This is a genomic window from Corynebacterium sp. HMSC077D03 (assembly GCF_001808545.1).
GTDB lineage: Bacteria > Actinomycetota > Actinomycetes > Mycobacteriales > Mycobacteriaceae > Corynebacterium > Corynebacterium simulans.
The window spans coordinates 1-15,936 of the sequence record NZ_KV793662.1 but is presented as its reverse complement, the minus strand read 5'-3'; the positions used below and the strand labels follow the sequence as shown (position 1 = coordinate 15,936).

The window sequence follows — 15,936 nt, the reverse complement described above, 5'->3', positions numbered from 1 at the left end:
CCGCGGCGGACGCTGCGGCCGCGAACCCGTCACGCACTCGCCAGGGGTGATCGGTGCGGAAGGTGCGCCGCGGATGACGGCCGAAGTTGCGCATCGCCAGGGTCAGGGACAGCTTTTCGGCGCAGCGCACGGCGCTAACGAACAAGGGAAAGGCGATGCACGCGGGCGTCGTCGCGCGAATGAAGCCGGAGCGGAAAGACTGCCCCGGTCGCATCGAGCGCAATCTAATCGCCCATGTCAGATGGGGGATTTCGCTGCGCAGGAACGCCGCGATGCTCACCCCGGAAATCGCTATGGTGCACCATGTGTAGGGAACCCGGAGGCGTTGCACCATGGCGTCGAAAAGCTCCTCGACGCGCATGCACGCGGAGACCAAGACCGTCCCCGCGAACACGGCTGTCAGCAGCAGTCCGTGATGGATGCCGTGGCGGACGGCCTCCGCCGGATCCCCACCGCCGTAGAACTCGGAGCGCCACCCGAGCAGGCCGAAGAACACCCCGATCAACAGGACGAGGAGGACCTTCCCCGCCGTCGCCCGAACGTCGCGTTCCGCGATCGCAGCGAGTGCGAGGAACGCAACCCCAGTCAGCGCGAGAACGGCGTCTCCGCCGGAGAGCAGCCCGGCGACGAGGACGAGCATCACCGCCGCGACGATCGTGATGGCGTTCAACCCCGCGCGCCTCCGAGCGTCGGATTCACCGGTCCAGGGACTTTCGTCCCCGGACGTCCGTGCGCCGGCCGCGGGCAGTGCGCGATCCCGCCGGGACGACTCCGGGGCAGCCGGCACGTCGGTCGCGGGACCGGACCAGGCGACCTTCCCTTCGGCGACGATGCTCGCCCGATCCGCCCACGTTCGCGCGACACGGCGGTCGTGGCACGTGAACACAACGGTTCCGCCGGCCCCGGCGTATTCCGCCAGCGCATCCAGCACGATGCGCGAGCTCGGCGAATCCAGGTGCGCCAACGGCTCGTCGAGAAGCAGCAAACGGCGATTGGCCGCCACCGCCAGGAAGATGCCCAACCGTCTTTTCTGTCCGCCCGACAGGACGAACGGCGAGACGGGGTCAAGTGCCCGGGGGCACAGGGCTTCCCGCAGTTTCCGCAGCTCATCGGCGCCGAGTGGCCCGTGCGGGTCCGTGCCGGCCAGCGCGGAGTCGATTTCCGCGGCGACGGTCGCGCGGGTGAACTGGTGCTCGGGGTTCTGGAACGCCCACGACGCGAAGGCGTCGGGGGCGCGCCGGGCTGGCTCGCCGTCGATCCGGAGGTCCGCTCCCGCCTTCATCTGGCCCGACAGCACCGCCAGCAAGGTGGACTTACCGGCTCCGTTGGTGCCGACCAGGGCATGGATCTCGCCCCGTTCCAGTGTCAGATCGGCCCCGTTCAGGATCCGCTCCCTGCCCCGGGCCACATGGGCTCCGGTCAAGGCCAGCAGTGGAACGGCGTCCGCCTCCAATTCCGGATCGGCGCCATCCCCGGCTCCCCGGGGCCTTCGCCGCCGGTCCGGACTGAGACGGTCCGGTGCCCCCGTGCCCGGCGCACTGGCGTCCGGCGCTCCTGCGGTCGCGGCCGACGTCGCAATGCCCTTCACCGCGATGCCCTCCGGCGCTCCGTGCGCGGCGACGCTCCCGTCCGCATCGAGGATTGTCACTGTGTCGACCCACCCGTCGAACGGGCGGAGGTCGTGCTCGATGAGCAGGATGACACGACCCGGAGCCCGCAAATCACGGATGGCGGCGAACAGCGACCGGCGACCGTCCTCGTCGACGTGGGCCGCGGGCTCGTCGAAGATCATGACCTCCGGCGCCCTGGCCACCGCACCGGCGATGGCCATCCGCTGGCGTTGCCCACCCGACAAAGCCCACGGATCCTTCTCCGCGAGCTCTGACAGCCCGAGCTCCGATAGGGCCTCGGCTGATCGCTTGGCGACGATGCCGGCTTCCACGAGGGAAAACTCGAGGGCCATGGACACGTCATCGACGACTCGGAGCGTGAGCACCTGCGTCGCCGGGTCTTGCCCGACGAAGGTGACCCGGTCCCCGTCCACGGGGCGTTCGGTGCCGTCGGCATCGACGATGTGCACGAATCCGGCATGGTCGATGGGGATGTGCGAGGGGATCAGTCCAGCGATAAGGTGGGCCAGGCTCGTCTTTCCGCATCCCACGGGTCCCGTGATGGCGTTGATCGTGCCGAAATCGAAGGAGAGATCCACCATGTCGGGCGCCCATCGCCCATCGGCATGCCGCACGCCCGCGCCACTAACCCGTAACCGGGCCGGGGCCGTCCCGCGTGTCGCACCGGCGCACGCGGGTGCTCCGGCGGTCACCGGGTGACCCCGCGGCTGCGAAGCCCCTTTGCGACGGCAAAGCCCAGGACCAAAAACACCAGGCTCGATGCCAAGGCTACGGCGAAGCTGATCAGGGCCATGGGCGTGGTCAGCGAGTCGACGCCGACTGCGCGCGGGGCCATCGTTCCCATCAGCGCGGAGAACAACATCGCCGACGCCACGAACTGGGGACGCGTCCACCGCCGGTACAGGGTGACCATGAACGGAAGCTCGATGAGCAATCCTTCCACAATCAGCGCCCCGATTGCGGCGACGCCGAATGGGGTGATCGCCGCGGACACGACGCCCATGGCAAGGCATGCGATGAGGCTCGCGCCAGGCTTGCGGACGACGATAAGGGGAACAACGCACTGCAGGAACCACAACCCGAGCGTCGCCGCGACGAGATAAACGTGGGCGATGCCGGCGAACACCTGCAGGTAAGTCAGGGGCACGATGATGAGAGACCCCGCGACGCCAATCGCGGCGGCGACGAGCATGTCGCGGGTGGATGGTCGGCTACCCGCTGCGACCGGTGCGACGTGCACCAACCGCCCGTCATCCGTCTGCGACGCCACCGCGTCCCCGGCTCCCCCTCCGGAGAGGGGTTCTCCGGTCGATCCACGTTTTCCGTTCATCGTCGCCGCCTCGCTTCCGTTGCCGATTCCCGATCGGGAACACCACCTGAACTAGTATTAGGTTAGGCAATCCTTATCGCATTACGCCAGGCCCAATTTACTGACCTTACCCCCCTCACCCCCGTTACCGTGATGGTGCCCCCTCACGGGGCGCGGTCACCGAGCCCGGTATGGCTTATCTGCGTGAACATTTCCATAATCCGGGGGTGTTGCCACCGGACACCGGGGACAACCGCTGACAGCTAATAGGGACACGGACCAAACAGAGGTTTCGTCGTAACGTGGGTACCTGCAACGGATGTCCAAGACACCGGCGACCAGCCGCAACAGAAGGACACCACCATGGAACCGTCCACAACACCCGAAATCATCATCGGCCTCGACGTCGGCAAAACCGGCCACCATGCCTGCGCGCTGACCAACACCGGCGAGAGAATTTACGACAAACCACTGCCCCAAGGCGAAGCCGCACGGCGCGAAATCTTCGCGTCCATGCAAGCCCACGGCAGCGTTCTCATGGTCATCGATCAACCCAACACGATCGGCGCCCTGCCCATCGCCGTGGCCCGCGACTGCGGTTGCACGGTCGGAGACCTCCCCGACCTAGCCATGCGAAAAGCAGCCGATCTCTACCCTGGACGATCAAAAACCGCCGCCGGAATGCATTCATCATCGCCGACACCGCCCGCACCATGCCGCACACACTGCGGGCAGTCCACCGCGACGACGAGACACTAGCAGCGCTGAAGATGCTCGCCGGATTCCACGACGACATCGCCAAAGACGCCACCCGAACGAAAACCGCCTTCGCAGCGTGCTCACACAGGAGGATGGGGATGCGGACGAAATCTTGGAGGATTTCCCTGAACCGGGCTAGGGGACATTTGGGCATGCAGACAAAATTGCCCTAGCGACGTTTCCGTTGCTAGGGCATTAGAAGTTGGTAGCGGGGGCTGGATTCGAACCAACGACCTCTGGGTTCTCACCCTCATGTTCGAGCCACCTGCAGTTATTGCCCTTTTACCTGCTGTTTAGAGAGGTATCAGTATACTGGCGCCTACTGGTCTTTACCGCAGATTACCGACTCTTAAGTCCCGTTTTGAGTCCCACTTTCTTCACCGAGATTCAAGGCGCCCCGCATAGCGTCTACATCAGTCCAATCCGTGTAGTTGCGCGCGTTCACGTCGACGTCATGCCCGAAATAGGCTGCACGCACCTGGGCGGGTACCCCTCGCGCGATGGCCCGGTTATTGAGCACCGTGCGCCAGTCATGGGATCTCATTAAAGCGATGTGGTTGTCCTGGAGCTGCGCGCCAACATCTTTAAACAGAGCCGCTGACGCTTTCACGGCGTTGTCGGTGCGCCAGTGCGCCTTCTTGTCTCCTGGCGAAGGGATCAGTGGATCGGTCGTTTCTAGTCCGTCGAGCCGGTTTAACCAGAACTTTTCGACACGCTTGTCCAGGAACGGGATAGAACGGCCTCTGTGTGTTTTGGATTGCTCAGATGTAATGCTGATCGCGATCTGCCCATTAGCGACTTTTACAGAATGCCTCGTCGCTGCCAGCGCCTCGGAGATGCGAAGTCCCGTCCCCGCTTGTAGTAGTGCCAGCGCGACCACGTTGTCATGTTTTGCGATGGAGCTTGCTCGTCTGTCCGTGCCCGGTGGTAACGGTCTGGCGGTATCGCGTGCAATGAGATGGTCTACAACGGCGTCGTATTGGGCGTTCGTCAGGGCGTGACCACCTTGTGGTTTATTGCTCTTCTTGACCTCGCCGAGGTCGATGCTGATTCCGCGTAACGGGTTGTGGTCGATAACACCCTCGCGGATGAGCTGATCCAGAATGTACTTGCTCACGACGGTACGGGCTTGCCGTGCAGATTCCGACCCGTTTGCGGTGGCGATGGCCTGCAATGCGCGTTCGAGAGTTCGGAATTTCACAGCCTCGCCAATGGCGTGTTTTCCAAGCTGTGCTTCGGCCTGCTTTAATGCGAGCTCATACCGGGCGCGCGTGTTCGGGCGCAGACGTGCCGCCCAGATGGCCGGCTTAGAGACGTCGGTAATGAACGCCGAGAAGTTCTTGCTCTTATCCCAATTGGTCGACGTCGAGTTGAGCTTGCTGTCCCGCTTCTCGACGGCAATTCGCCGGAATTCCCCCTTTGTCCTTGCCCGGATTGTCGGGCGGTAAGTCGTTCCGTCCCATAGCCGGACCGTGATTTTCGCTTCGTATGGACCTCGCGGCGGTAAAGCATCAACGACGCGGTCGATGGAATCTTCCCCAAGGCTTAGTTTCGTTCTGGCGGCACGTATTTGCTTGGACATACACACCACTATAGACCCACTTTTGCAATAGGTTCGAATTTGTTATCATTGCTGGTATGGATCCTTCAGAACGTCTTCCAATTTGGTCTACCGATGACGTCGCGCGCAGACGCCAGGAAGTGTTGTGCACGTTGGTTGACGATAATCACCCGCTTTATGTTGACGCTCGCGAATTGTTCACTCCCCCACTTTCCCGCGAGGAGGTCACACAGCTCTTGCTTACCGCCCATGAAACCTACTGTGAAATCCGCGCGGTAGCTCGTGAACTAAAGTATCTGGACCCCATTGTGAAAAATGATACGAAAGGTCGTCAGAAGCGACACCCGCGTCTGCACGATGCCCGCAAACACCTCCTGGCACGACTCGAGTTTCTGGAGAACGAAGCTGATCGAACGTTGCCGTTCACTTTTAATCGACCGAGCACCGGGAGGCGCTTCGCTGCAGGTGAAGGACTCTCGATGGATCTTATCGACCCTGTACCGGACGGTGTCGTGGATACGATGTTTCCGCCGATCTTTGATTCGTCTTCACAAGTAAGCTAAAGTGTAGCTAGCCGTACTTGAGACGGTTGGCCACCGAGGCACTGGGCAGAATAAGAGCCCAAGGTTTGCAACTCGGATATGCAGGCCCCCAAAGCGGATAACCGCTAGGCCGGGGCCCTTTCAGCATGTCTGGAGCAAACCTTGAAAGGTGTTTCTAATTTAAAACTGGTCGATCATGCCGAGCCTATTGCGGTTAAAAGTTCGGTAGCGGCATCCCTGATCGGGATTGCCCCTCAAACTCTCAACAACTGGCGTGTTCAGGGCAAAGGGCCCAAATACGCCAGCGTGGGTGCCAACCTCGTCGTCTACAGAATCGCTGATATTGAGGCGTGGCTAGATGAGCATGTTGTCGGTGGTGAGAAGCCATGACGACAGCGAACGAGGCGTGGAGCATAGAGATCTCCCCCAAGGACGCGCCCGACACGGTGCGTCACGAGCATGAACTCATCGAGCTTGGCGTGAATGGCACCGAGTGGCAGTCACGCCTCGTCGACACTTCCGTCGACGTTCCTGGGCGTTCTGCCCCGTCGTACTTCACCGTTTTGGTACGTCGTGAACCTCGATCTGTGGCTAAGGTCTCCGAGACCTTAGCCACGATTTCGGGCAGTTCTGCGGACGTTCCTGCTGGTCAGGACTCTAATGTCATTTCAGGCCAAAACCCTTAGGGGAGAGGCAGAATGGCCGGACCGGAGCGTCCGGCCATCGTGACTCTCGTGACTCCGCAGCAGCAGCGGTGGAAGCCGCTGCGGTTGCAGGGGTTGATGCCGGTGTCGATGTTAAGAGTTTCGGCCAGCTACCAACTGTGAGGTCGATGGGTAGTGGCGGTCGCCGGGCTCAAGTGATCGGGTTTGATACTGAGTTCACCTACCGCGAAGATGACCCCGCTAAGCGCGTCATCGATAGCTATCAGTTCGCCTGTACTGATGCTCTCGATGATGGTGTTCTCGTACAGGTGGTCGTGTTGCCTCTGGCGGGTGATCGCATCTACCTTGAGGATGCTCTCTACATCGTCAGTCTTGCAGCCGGTCTGCATGTCCTGTCACCCTCTCGGGAGCCTATCGATCCTCGTGGCGTGCTCGTCCGCGATGTAAGGAAACTCAACCCTCGGGGGAAATTTGACTACTCCGCCACGCGAGATGCGGCGTTCAAGGCTCGCATTGCCGTCGTCCTGGCGTGTCATTTCGGCAACGCCGATCTGACCGCTTTTCGGCGCCCTCCCGAGCAGCGCAATGGTGGGGAAAAACATTATGACATCCTCCGCCGCGTGACCTCTGCTTCGGGGGGCTTAGTTTCGCTGCAACCTGCCCGCTTCATGCGCAAGTCTGGCAAAGGCTCCAACAGCTATCGCTGGTTGCCGTTCTCTGTGACCGTTCGTGACACGATGTGTCAGGCTGCACCCGGTCATAAGAGTCTCGCTGCTCTTGGCGATGTTTGCGGTGTTCCTAAGCTTGATGTTGGTTCCTCAATCGAGAATATGACCTCAATGCGTCGTGACGATCTGACGTCGTTCCTCGAATATGGTGTGAATGACGCGGTCATCGTTGTTGAGTATCTGGCGATGCTGTGGGGTCTCAACATCGTTCCGCCTGTCACCCTTTCGGGTGCGGGTGCCAGTGCTGTCCGCGACGGAATCATGCGCTACATGGGCGACAAGGTGATGAAGGACTTCCTCATCAACTTTCGCGGTCTCGTGCGGTTGACGGACCCTGAACCATTTTTAGACCATGACCATCTTTCGTACTACACCACACGAGAGTTGGTACCCGTGGACGGCGATGCGAATCAATCCCACACTGCGTGGAAAATGGCGTTTCACGGAGGCTGGAACAGTTGTCTGTCTCCTGGTCATCACCCTTACCCGACTTTCGATCACGATATCCAATCTGCGTATCCATCTGCGATGGCATCGGTGATTGATGTGAATTATGTGGGCGGTTGTATCGAGGAGGTTGTGAAGGACCGGGTACTTACGCTGGACGACTTTCCGTTAGGTCCCATCACCCCGTTAGTTGCCTACGTGAGTTGGAAGTTCCCGGATGATGTTGTTGCGCCTTGCTTGCCGGTGGTCGTCGGTGACTGCGTGTTGTATCCACGAACGTCTGACGGTGCTGGAGCCGCGCAAGGTGACGATGTTGGGGGGTACGACGGGTTTCATGGTGCTTGGTGCGCTGGGCCTGAGTTGTACCTTGCGTTGAAGCTGGGGGCGACGGTGCGCGTTCAGATTGGCTACCGCATGAGGTTGCGTATGCAGTCTGATAGTACTCCGTCCCGATCACTGCGCTTCGCCCTCCGACAGATGGTTGAAGACCGTGCGACTGCGAAGAAGATCTTCGGCAAGGGGTCGCTGGAAGAGCAGACTGTCAAAGTTGCGACAAACTCGGTCTACGGGAAGCTGGCCCAGGACGTCTCCGAGCGTAACGGGTGGGGTGCATGGGCTGAGGAGATGGAGTCTATTGGTGGGTCGTCCGTAACCTCTCCCTATCACGCGTCGATGACAACGTCGCTTGTTCGCGCTCTCCTTCTGGCGATGGCCAATACGATTCCGATTCTGTCTGTCACGACTGACGGCTTCATCACGCCTGTTGAAGAGATTGAGCACTTTGATTGCTTTGGCATCGCGAATGTGTTCCGTGCCGCCCGTCGTGCGTTGGTAGGTGATCCGACGGTCTGGGAGATCAAGCACTACCAGGACGATCTAGTGAATTTCTCGACGCGTGGCAATGTGTCCTTGCTGGAACACGGTGTGCTCGCTAAGGCTGGGTTGAAAGTTCCTGAGGAGGTTGAACGTGGGACCGTCGCGGAGCGTCGCTGGTTTCGCGATACCGCTCTTTCACGCCTGGGAAAGATACCTAACCCCTACACGTCTTTCCCAACATTTCGGGAGTTGTCGCGGTCCGTAAACCGGTTGGACTTCCACCCGGTGGATCGCACGCCTGAGGTCTCAACGGTGGACTTTGACCTAAAACGGCAGCCTCTACGTGGCACGCTCCGGGTTGATGTGATTGACGGCAACGAAATGGCGGGGTTCGACACTTGCGCGTGGGACTCAGTCGACGACTATAAGCATGCACGTGGGATCGCTGGTCACATGCAGTTAGTTCGGTATGGGACCACAGGTGTTGACCGTCCTACTGGGTGTCTGCGCACGGGTCATGATTGGGAGACCTGGTTTAAGCGTTTTGAGTCTGCTCGGGGTCGTCGTATCCGTACGGCTGACAGTGCCCTACTCACCGAACTCGTTGCCGCGCATAAGGCTGGTCTTGTCGTCGTTGACCGTTTGACTGTTCGCGTTTCCGTGGCTCAGAAGGTGGGTTGGTTGTCCTCTTTGGGGATGGGTGAATTCACCCGGGCGCAGTGGGATCACATGAGCAAGAAGGTTCGGCGTTCGACGGTGCTACGCGATGCCGATATGGATGCTGTTCGTGCCTTTGCCGATGAGCTGAATCGCGGTGATGGCTATGTCTAGCACCCCTCCCCCTGGTCGGTTTGGTATGAAGCTTTCTCGCGGCCCTCCTATAGGCACTTTTATCGTCACAGAGACGCTAACCATGCAAGCAACAGCACCCCAGCTAAGTCTTGAACCATCGGGTGCTTAGACCGAGTTCCCGATGGCACCAATACACCGCAACCCAAGATAAGGAGGAACATATGGAGCCACAATCGCCCCGAGCACCACGGATGCCGAGCGCCCCACGAGCGCCGCGCAGTGGAGCTAAAACAGGCGCGGAAATGGAGGAGAGCAGGTACGCAGCGGAGGAGTCTGCGAAGGGGCTTATCGCCGGTTTGGTTGGTCTAGACCGCGCCGATATTATCCGTCGTTCCAACCGAGTCCAGGAGATTCTGGACGATTTTGCCCAGCACGCCCCAAAAGAAGAAGTGTCTTTGGAGCAGCTTAAAGCGGAGGGAGGAAAGGTTGACGCTGAGCTTGATCAGCTAGAGCAAACCCTCGATGAGCGCGCTCAGTCGCGGCGGAAAAAGCAGAATCAAGGTGGCTACCCACCGCAGCCGCCGCGGGAAAAGAAGCCTCGTGTCCCTCGGGTCAAAAACCCGCGATTCACCCCACTTTTCCAGAATGAACCAGAAGAAAAAGACACCAGTAAAGGATGGGAACCAGAACTATGATTACGAAGTCTCAGACCGCTTCGTCGGTAAAAAAGATTGAAGCTCTCCGCCAGGAGCGGGAGCAAAAAGAAGCCGAAGAAGCCAAGAAGGTTGAGGAGTTTAAGCGTCAATTAGGCGAAGTTCTCTACGCCTGCGCTTATGAGCCTTCAAGCAAGTGGTCCAAATTTCGCGGCGGTTCCGTAAAGGAACTGTTCGCAGAAATCGGTATACGGGAGGCCCCCTCCCGTGAAGCGTCCGAGGGACACGAGGGCGCACCTCGCGGCGGAACGCAGGAGCCGATAAAGGCTCCGCAGTCGATTCAGAGGACTCCACAGAGTCAAATGAATCCCGCCGCAGGCCCGAAGCACGCGGGCCAGAATGGCCCGCAAGCGTAGGGCCAGAGGGTCGAGGGAGAGAATCTCCCTCGCCAGCGCCACGAGGCACCGGAGGTGCCCGAGTGGCTTGCTGGCCGCCTGTTTGTGAGGGCCGTCTTTGACGGTGGCGAGTACGCCTGAATCTGCCCCGCAGATTCAGGGGGCCGACACCGGAGAAGCGTGACCCTTACAAACAGACTGTGGCCCTGGCTGCATCAGCAGTCGGGGCCACCCTGCCACAGTAAGCACGATAAGTAGGAGGTGGATATGCGAGACAAGTTCTCGACATATTCGCGTACAACCGTGCGCCTCGATAAGGATTTAGACCGATTTGTCGAGGAGGTCGCACGGGTTGTAGGGGTGCAAAAGGCCGTCGTGTTCCGGGAAGCTCTCTATGTCCTCGCGGAGGAGGAGAGCGTGCTGACGCAAAAGCGTTTGGCCCCGGACACGCTGCGCCGCCTGGACGAGATGAACGACCAACTGCGGCGGATTGGCGTCAATCTAAACCAGTTGGCTCGCCGCGCGAATATCGACGGCGTGGCCCCCGTGTCTGAGGCTGTAGAAAGCATTGGCTCCGAGGTTTCTTCTCTTCGCAAAGAGGTGAAGGACTTTGTCCACAATCAAGATTAACTACAGCCAGAATATCCGCGCGGCAACGGTCTACGCCGTCTATGGAACGGCAGACAATGCCCGCAAGGGTGAGGTGCGAGCCGATGCTTTATGCACGGTTCAACCTAACGCTGAATCGTTTTCTCCGGAGGCTACGGCTGGCCGTTGGTCGGGTGTGGACTTCATGGAAGCCAGTGTGGAAGAAATGGAGCGATATGCTCCGGCTCAGCGCACTGACGAAGCAATTATTTATATCCAATCGTGGGCTAAAGACGAGCTGGATAAGGACGACCCGGCTGATGTAGCTCGGGCTAATGCAGCAGGCTCAGAGCTGGCGATGCGGCTGACGCAGGGCACGGGAGTTCCGTTTACAGTTGCCACACACACCGACAGCAAAAGCGGCTGCGTCCACAACCATATTGTCTTTGCCAACCACGATACGCAGACAAAGAAGGCTGCGCCGAGGGACATGCGTAACTGGTACAAGTTGCGCAATATCAACGACGAGTTGATGCGCGATTTGGGGATGCGTGTCTTAGAACGTGAGCCGGAAATATCGCTGCTTCCTGCCGAGCGCAGGGCACGCAAGGAGGGCAAGTCCACAGACTCGACGGGCCTGGGCGTGGATGAGCTGACCGCAGCCACGTGGGCTGATTTTGCCCGCAAGCGCATGGATGAGCTGTGCGCGGATGAACAGGTGGCAGATGCTGACGACCCACTGGCGAAGGCAGTAGAGATTGCTGGCGAATACAACCTGTCTCTAAAAGTGCAGCCCAACTCAAAAACCGAGGGTGAGTCGCTAACCGTGGCCCTGGTCGACGACGACGGCGAGGATGCCTACTTCACGAACACCACGAAGGCCGGACGTACTCGAAAGCGTAAAGCAGCTAGAGCTGGCTCAAAATTGGGCCGCAGCTACTCGCTAGAGGGTGTGACCGAACGCGTTAACGAGGCTCAATCAGCCTTTCTTGCGCGGCAGCTTGCAGCACTTCAAGCCAATTCAACCGATGACGACCTGGAGGCGAAATACGGCTCCAGCCTTCTCGATGACGAGGAGGAAGAAAACTATAACAACCAGGAGGTATTCAATCATGGTGTCAGTGACCGAGATGACGAAGCTAGCCCAAGCAGCGGCGAAAGGCAAGATGGACAGCGTCTTGAAGGTTCTCAGCCCACGCCTGGACAAGGCGGAGAAGGCTATCAAGACGCTGCAGGAGAAACTGAAGAGTCTGCCGGAGAATACAGGGGACATTCTCAGTTCTCTGCCCAGCGACTTCTCGACGAGGTTGACGCAAGCGGAAAGCGAATTAAGGAACGTAAAAAGCAATCTCGCCGCAAACAAGAACTACGTGAGCAGCAGTCACTTCCAAGTAACGATGATGGAAGTGCAGCAGATGATCACCGGGCTGATAAGGAACATCGAGGATCTGCCCAACGGCCTGGAGGGGGTAAAAGGGTACCTAATCGAGATAAGCGAGCAGATGTCGCGTCTGACAAGGATGCAACAGCTGGTACTCAAAGCAGCCGAAAGCCCCATCCATCTCGACAAGGATTCCAGCCAAGCAGTAGCCCAGAGCCTGAACGCTCAGATGACTTCGAGCCTGACTTCTAGCCTGGAACCGCTGGTAGAAGTAGCTGTATCTGAGGCAATGTCGAAAGAGTCCGAAAGCCTGCACAAGGCAGCAGAAGCATCTAAGAAGGCTCGCAGCGCCCTGCTCCAGGAGAAGGAGTCCAACGAAAAGCTGCTGGAGAAGATACGTGCAGAGCGCAAAAAGTACAACGCCGACATGGAAAAGTCGAACAGGAACTTTATCAAGGCCTGCCAGTCTGCCTCGTGGATTGCAGCCAGTGTTCTCTTCGTTGCTATCGCACTCGTTGCTGTCGGAGCCTTGGGTAAGGGGCTACTGAGTATGCTCGGCATACCCGACGGCGTGTCTGCCTTGTGGGGTCACGTCCAGGAGGCTAACGGCATCGGCCCAACACTGGGCTGGTTGGTGTTAACACTTATCGTCATAGGGGTTCTTATAGCGCTTATGACCTGGATGCTGTCCCAGGCTGCGCCGGGTATTGCTCACTTGGTCGAGGAATACCGTCGCAATCACCCGAGGAAAGAAACGAACCACTAACTAGAACACGTGCACCGTAAAAAGTAAAAAGCCCCACAACACAGCGTAGCGGTTAACCGCTACGCTTCTTTTATGCTCTTCCTATGCCCCAACTGTGCAACAGCACCAATAAACTGGCGCCCCGGTTATAAGTTGGGGCGCCAAGTCGATGTGCTCGAGTCGGGGGATGTTAGTGGCCGGTGTCAAGCCGGCCAGACAGTCGGTTCAGCCGGTCCTGACTGGGACCGTCGAGCCCGATAATGGACACGGTTTTGCCTCTGTCCTGGAACTTCTGCGTAATCGCGTCAAAGGTCGCGACCGTGGAGGCATCCCAGATCTCCGCCTCAGTGAGATCAATAGTGATATGACGGGCAGAATCGGTGTAATCAAAGCGATAAACCAGGTCATTGCTTGATGCCCAAAACAACTGGCCATGCACCCGGTAGGTACGAGTATCAATCTCGCCATCGCCATCGCCGTCGCCGTCGATCTCGGAGGCCTTTTCAATGGAAACGATATGTGCCACCCGACGGGCGAACATGATCATCGCGGTGACCACACCCAGCACGACACCAATGGCCAGGTTGCTGGTGGCTAGGGTGGCAATAATCGTCACGGCCATAACAATGGTCTCAGAGACCGGCATGAGTTTAAGGGTGCGTGGATGCACCGAGTGCCAGTCGATGGTGCCGACCGAGACCATGATCATGATTGCCACCAACGCAGCCATCGGGATCATGCCAACGATGTCGCCCAGTGCCAGGACCAGGACCAGCAGGAACACACCGGCTAACAGGGTGGATAGGCGGGTACGTGCCCCGGATTCGCGGACGTTGATCATGGTTTGACCGATCATCGCGCAGCCACCCATGCCGCCGAAGAAACCGGAGGCAATATTAGCCACCCCCTGTCCCCAGGATTCACGAGTTTTATCGGAATGAGTGTCGGTGATGTCATCGACGAGCTTGGCGGTCATTAACGATTCCATGAGACCGACCACGGCCATGGCCAGGGCATAAGGCGCGATGATCTGCAGGGTCTCCAACGTCCACGGCACGTTCGGAATAAACAGGGACGGTAAGGTCTCCGGCATCTTGCCCATGTCCGAGACCGTCGGGACAGTCAAACCGGCGGCAATGACCAAACCGGTGAGCACGATAATCGTGACCAGCGGGGCAGGGATCACACTGGTGAGCTTGGGGAAGAAAATCATGATCACCACACCCAAGCCGACGAGTGGGTAGACCATCCAGGGCACATCAATGAGGTGTTCGAGTTGGGCGGTGAAAATCATAATGCCCAGTGCATTGACGAAACCCAGCATCACCGATCGGGGGATAAAACGCTGAAGTTTCGCCACACCGAGGGCGCCGAGCACGATTTGTAGGACACCGCCCAACAAGACGGTGGCGATGAAATAATCCATCCCGTAACCACGCGCCACAGGAGCAATGACTAGGGCAATAGCCCCGGTGGCGCCGGTTATCATTGCCGGGCGGCCACCGGTAAAGGCGATCGCAATGGCCATGACTACCGAGGAAAACAGACCCATGGCTGGGTCAACACCGGCAAGGATGGAAAAGGCAATGGCCTCAGGGATCAGCGCCAGGGATACCGCCAGTCCGGCCAGAATCTCTATACGGATACGGGCGGGGGAAGAAAATGCGTAACGGAAGGATGCGATGATCCCGGTAGGGGCATCAGCGCCGTCTGGACTCAGGAGGGGGCGGGGGCCGCCGTGCTAGTTTCAGTCATAGTTGTCCAATCTTTGAGGGGATAGGTAACTGGGCGAACGCCCGAAAGGAATCCAACCCTCTAGTAACTTTAGGTTTGGTGATGGTGGTCATGGTAGCGGGAGTTTTACTCAACCGCCAACCCAGGCACAGGAACCCGTGGACAACATCACCGTGAAGGAGAACAGGCAATGCAAAACAGTAATTTCAAGATCGGCGAGGTCGTTGACCAGACGGGGTTGTCGATTCCCACCTTGCGTTATTATGACAACGTCGGCCTGATTACCCCATCGGGGCGTAGCCCTGGTGGGTTCAGGCTTTATAGTGAGGCTGATGTACGTCGTGTTTTGCTGGTGCGACGGATGAAACCGCTGGGGTTTACTCTGGATCAGATGCGGGAATTCCTGGAAGCTGCGGAGATTCTTCATAGTTCAGATGGCGGGCAGGACAGTGATCCCGCACAGCAGGCACGGAGTAATGCCAAGGCCACCCTTGCCGACATTCGTGAGGAGACGCGCACCCGCTACGAAAAGCTACGCAAGCAAATTGCCTACGCTGAGGAATTCCTCGATCTGGTCAACACCCTGGCACACTAAAGTGCCCCCATCCTTCGCAGGGAGAAAAAGACCATCCGATTGAATGCGCTCTGTCGAGTCGCGTTCCAGATGAAGTGGACGAACGCCCGCGGCCTCTCCGAAGTGGATGGCGATAGTGCAGAGGACTTCTGAAATCCGTGCAGACGACTCCTCAAAACGACACAGTCATCCAAGGTCACAAAATCGAAAATTGTCACTTAACCCCATCACTTCCAAACCGGCTTAAGTGACAAAAAAGGGTTAAGTAGCAAAAAGTGTGTCTGAGTTACAGCGCTCTTGCTGCTCAGGCTGGGTAAATCGGGCGGATATAAGGTCTTTATGCTTATATCCGCCCGTTTCGTATTCAATCCATCGGAATGGCACCCGCATGTGCTAACCGGGGGTTGGTGTGCTTTCCGGGTGAGTAAAAACAGGCCACGATGCCCGGTATGTGCTGGGCAAATGAAGAAAAACGGAACCACATCCAAAGGCACAACCAGGTGGCGGTGCAAAGACCCGAACTGCGGCAGCTCCACGACACGAACTCGCACCGATCTCACGCAGGCCTGCGACTTCAAAGCCTTCATCTCCTATGTCACCTCCACAGCGACGTTGT

12 protein-coding genes and 4 pseudogenes are annotated in these 15,936 nt (G+C 58.7%); 12 read left to right on the top strand and 4 right to left on the bottom strand.

Annotated elements, in window-relative coordinates:
- Positions 1–970: 970 nt before the first annotated feature.
- Both HMPREF2888_RS13260 and HMPREF2888_RS01975 read right to left on the bottom strand, forming a co-directional pair.
- Positions 971–2,212 (bottom strand): annotated as a pseudogene (locus HMPREF2888_RS13260) (ATP-binding cassette domain-containing protein); the annotation flags it as partial.
- A 107-nt stretch (positions 2,213–2,319) separates the two neighbouring features.
- Complete coding sequence (locus HMPREF2888_RS01975; protein WP_061921074.1) at positions 2,320–2,961, bottom strand: ECF transporter S component; 642 nt, start codon at positions 2,959–2,961, stop codon at positions 2,320–2,322.
- A gap of 342 nt (positions 2,962–3,303) precedes the next feature.
- On the opposite strand from HMPREF2888_RS01975, the pseudogene HMPREF2888_RS01970 reads away from it, so the two are divergent.
- Positions 3,304–3,784: pseudogene (locus HMPREF2888_RS01970) on the top strand (IS110 family transposase); the annotation flags it as partial.
- Between the two features lie 264 nt (positions 3,785–4,048).
- Here HMPREF2888_RS01970 and HMPREF2888_RS13055 read toward each other — a convergent pair.
- Positions 4,049–5,281, bottom strand: coding sequence for a tyrosine-type recombinase/integrase (locus tag HMPREF2888_RS13055; RefSeq protein WP_246815022.1), 1,233 nt, complete (start codon positions 5,279–5,281; stop codon positions 4,049–4,051).
- A 56-nt stretch (positions 5,282–5,337) separates the two neighbouring features.
- On the opposite strand from HMPREF2888_RS13055, the gene HMPREF2888_RS01960 reads away from it, so the two are divergent.
- From HMPREF2888_RS01960 to HMPREF2888_RS01920, 9 genes are all read left to right on the top strand, one after another.
- Positions 5,338–5,823 (top strand): hypothetical protein, encoded by a 486-nt coding sequence (locus HMPREF2888_RS01960; RefSeq protein ID WP_141744806.1) that lies wholly within the window; start codon positions 5,338–5,340, stop codon positions 5,821–5,823.
- 141 nt (positions 5,824–5,964) lie between these two features.
- Complete coding sequence (locus HMPREF2888_RS01955) at positions 5,965–6,192, top strand: helix-turn-helix transcriptional regulator (RefSeq protein ID WP_061925845.1); 228 nt, start codon at positions 5,965–5,967, stop codon at positions 6,190–6,192.
- Complete coding sequence (locus HMPREF2888_RS01950; protein WP_070518129.1) at positions 6,189–6,488, top strand: hypothetical protein; 300 nt, start codon at positions 6,189–6,191, stop codon at positions 6,486–6,488. The genes HMPREF2888_RS01955 and HMPREF2888_RS01950 overlap by 4 nt, the downstream gene beginning before the upstream one ends.
- A 173-nt stretch (positions 6,489–6,661) precedes the next feature.
- Entirely contained in the window at positions 6,662–9,289 is a 2,628-nt protein-coding gene (locus tag HMPREF2888_RS13050; protein WP_246815021.1) for a hypothetical protein, read from the top strand.
- A 263-nt stretch (positions 9,290–9,552) separates the two neighbouring features.
- Positions 9,553–9,945: a hypothetical protein gene (locus HMPREF2888_RS01940; RefSeq protein WP_061925842.1), complete on the top strand. Its 393-nt coding sequence runs from the start codon at positions 9,553–9,555 to the stop codon at positions 9,943–9,945.
- Positions 9,942–10,319 (top strand): hypothetical protein, encoded by a 378-nt coding sequence (locus HMPREF2888_RS01935; RefSeq protein ID WP_061925839.1) that lies wholly within the window; start codon positions 9,942–9,944, stop codon positions 10,317–10,319. Before HMPREF2888_RS01940 ends, HMPREF2888_RS01935 begins: the two co-directional genes overlap by 4 nt.
- A gap of 246 nt (positions 10,320–10,565) precedes the next feature.
- Positions 10,566–10,928: a MobC family plasmid mobilization relaxosome protein gene (locus HMPREF2888_RS01930; protein WP_005293765.1), complete on the top strand. Its 363-nt coding sequence runs from the start codon at positions 10,566–10,568 to the stop codon at positions 10,926–10,928.
- Complete coding sequence (locus HMPREF2888_RS12340) at positions 10,909–12,519, top strand: relaxase/mobilization nuclease domain-containing protein (RefSeq protein ID WP_082778687.1); 1,611 nt, start codon at positions 10,909–10,911, stop codon at positions 12,517–12,519. Before HMPREF2888_RS01930 ends, HMPREF2888_RS12340 begins: the two co-directional genes overlap by 20 nt.
- Positions 12,497–13,033, top strand: coding sequence for a hypothetical protein (locus HMPREF2888_RS01920; RefSeq protein ID WP_246815020.1), 537 nt, complete (start codon positions 12,497–12,499; stop codon positions 13,031–13,033). Before HMPREF2888_RS12340 ends, HMPREF2888_RS01920 begins: the two co-directional genes overlap by 23 nt.
- 169 nt (positions 13,034–13,202) lie before the next feature.
- On the opposite strand, the pseudogene HMPREF2888_RS01915 reads toward HMPREF2888_RS01920, so the two are convergent.
- Positions 13,203–14,767 (bottom strand): annotated as a pseudogene (locus HMPREF2888_RS01915) (SulP family inorganic anion transporter).
- A 169-nt stretch (positions 14,768–14,936) separates the two neighbouring features.
- Between HMPREF2888_RS01915 and HMPREF2888_RS01910 the strand changes: the two are divergent.
- The gene (locus HMPREF2888_RS01910) at positions 14,937–15,341 is read left to right on the top strand and encodes a MerR family transcriptional regulator (protein ID WP_061925830.1); all 405 of its coding nucleotides are present in this window, start codon (positions 14,937–14,939) and stop codon (positions 15,339–15,341) included.
- Between the two features lie 441 nt (positions 15,342–15,782).
- Positions 15,783–15,936: pseudogene (locus tag HMPREF2888_RS12685) on the top strand (IS256 family transposase); the annotation flags it as partial.

Coding starts and splice junctions, on each gene's coding strand:
- HMPREF2888_RS01935 (WP_061925839.1), top strand. CDS start 9,942: ATGATTACGAAGTCTCAGACCGCTTCGTCGGTAAAAAAGATTGAAGCT.
- HMPREF2888_RS13055 (WP_246815022.1), bottom strand. CDS start 5,281: ATGTCCAAGCAAATACGTGCCGCCAGAACGAAACTAAGCCTTGGGGAA.
- HMPREF2888_RS01950 (WP_070518129.1), top strand. CDS start 6,189: ATGACGACAGCGAACGAGGCGTGGAGCATAGAGATCTCCCCCAAGGAC.
- HMPREF2888_RS01930 (WP_005293765.1), top strand. CDS start 10,566: ATGCGAGACAAGTTCTCGACATATTCGCGTACAACCGTGCGCCTCGAT.
- HMPREF2888_RS01940 (WP_061925842.1), top strand. CDS start 9,553: ATGGAGGAGAGCAGGTACGCAGCGGAGGAGTCTGCGAAGGGGCTTATC.
- HMPREF2888_RS01975 (WP_061921074.1), bottom strand. CDS start 2,961: ATGAACGGAAAACGTGGATCGACCGGAGAACCCCTCTCCGGAGGGGGA.
- HMPREF2888_RS01920 (WP_246815020.1), top strand. CDS start 12,497: ATGACTTCGAGCCTGACTTCTAGCCTGGAACCGCTGGTAGAAGTAGCT.
- HMPREF2888_RS01910 (WP_061925830.1), top strand. CDS start 14,937: ATGCAAAACAGTAATTTCAAGATCGGCGAGGTCGTTGACCAGACGGGG.
- HMPREF2888_RS01960 (WP_141744806.1), top strand. CDS start 5,338: ATGGATCCTTCAGAACGTCTTCCAATTTGGTCTACCGATGACGTCGCG.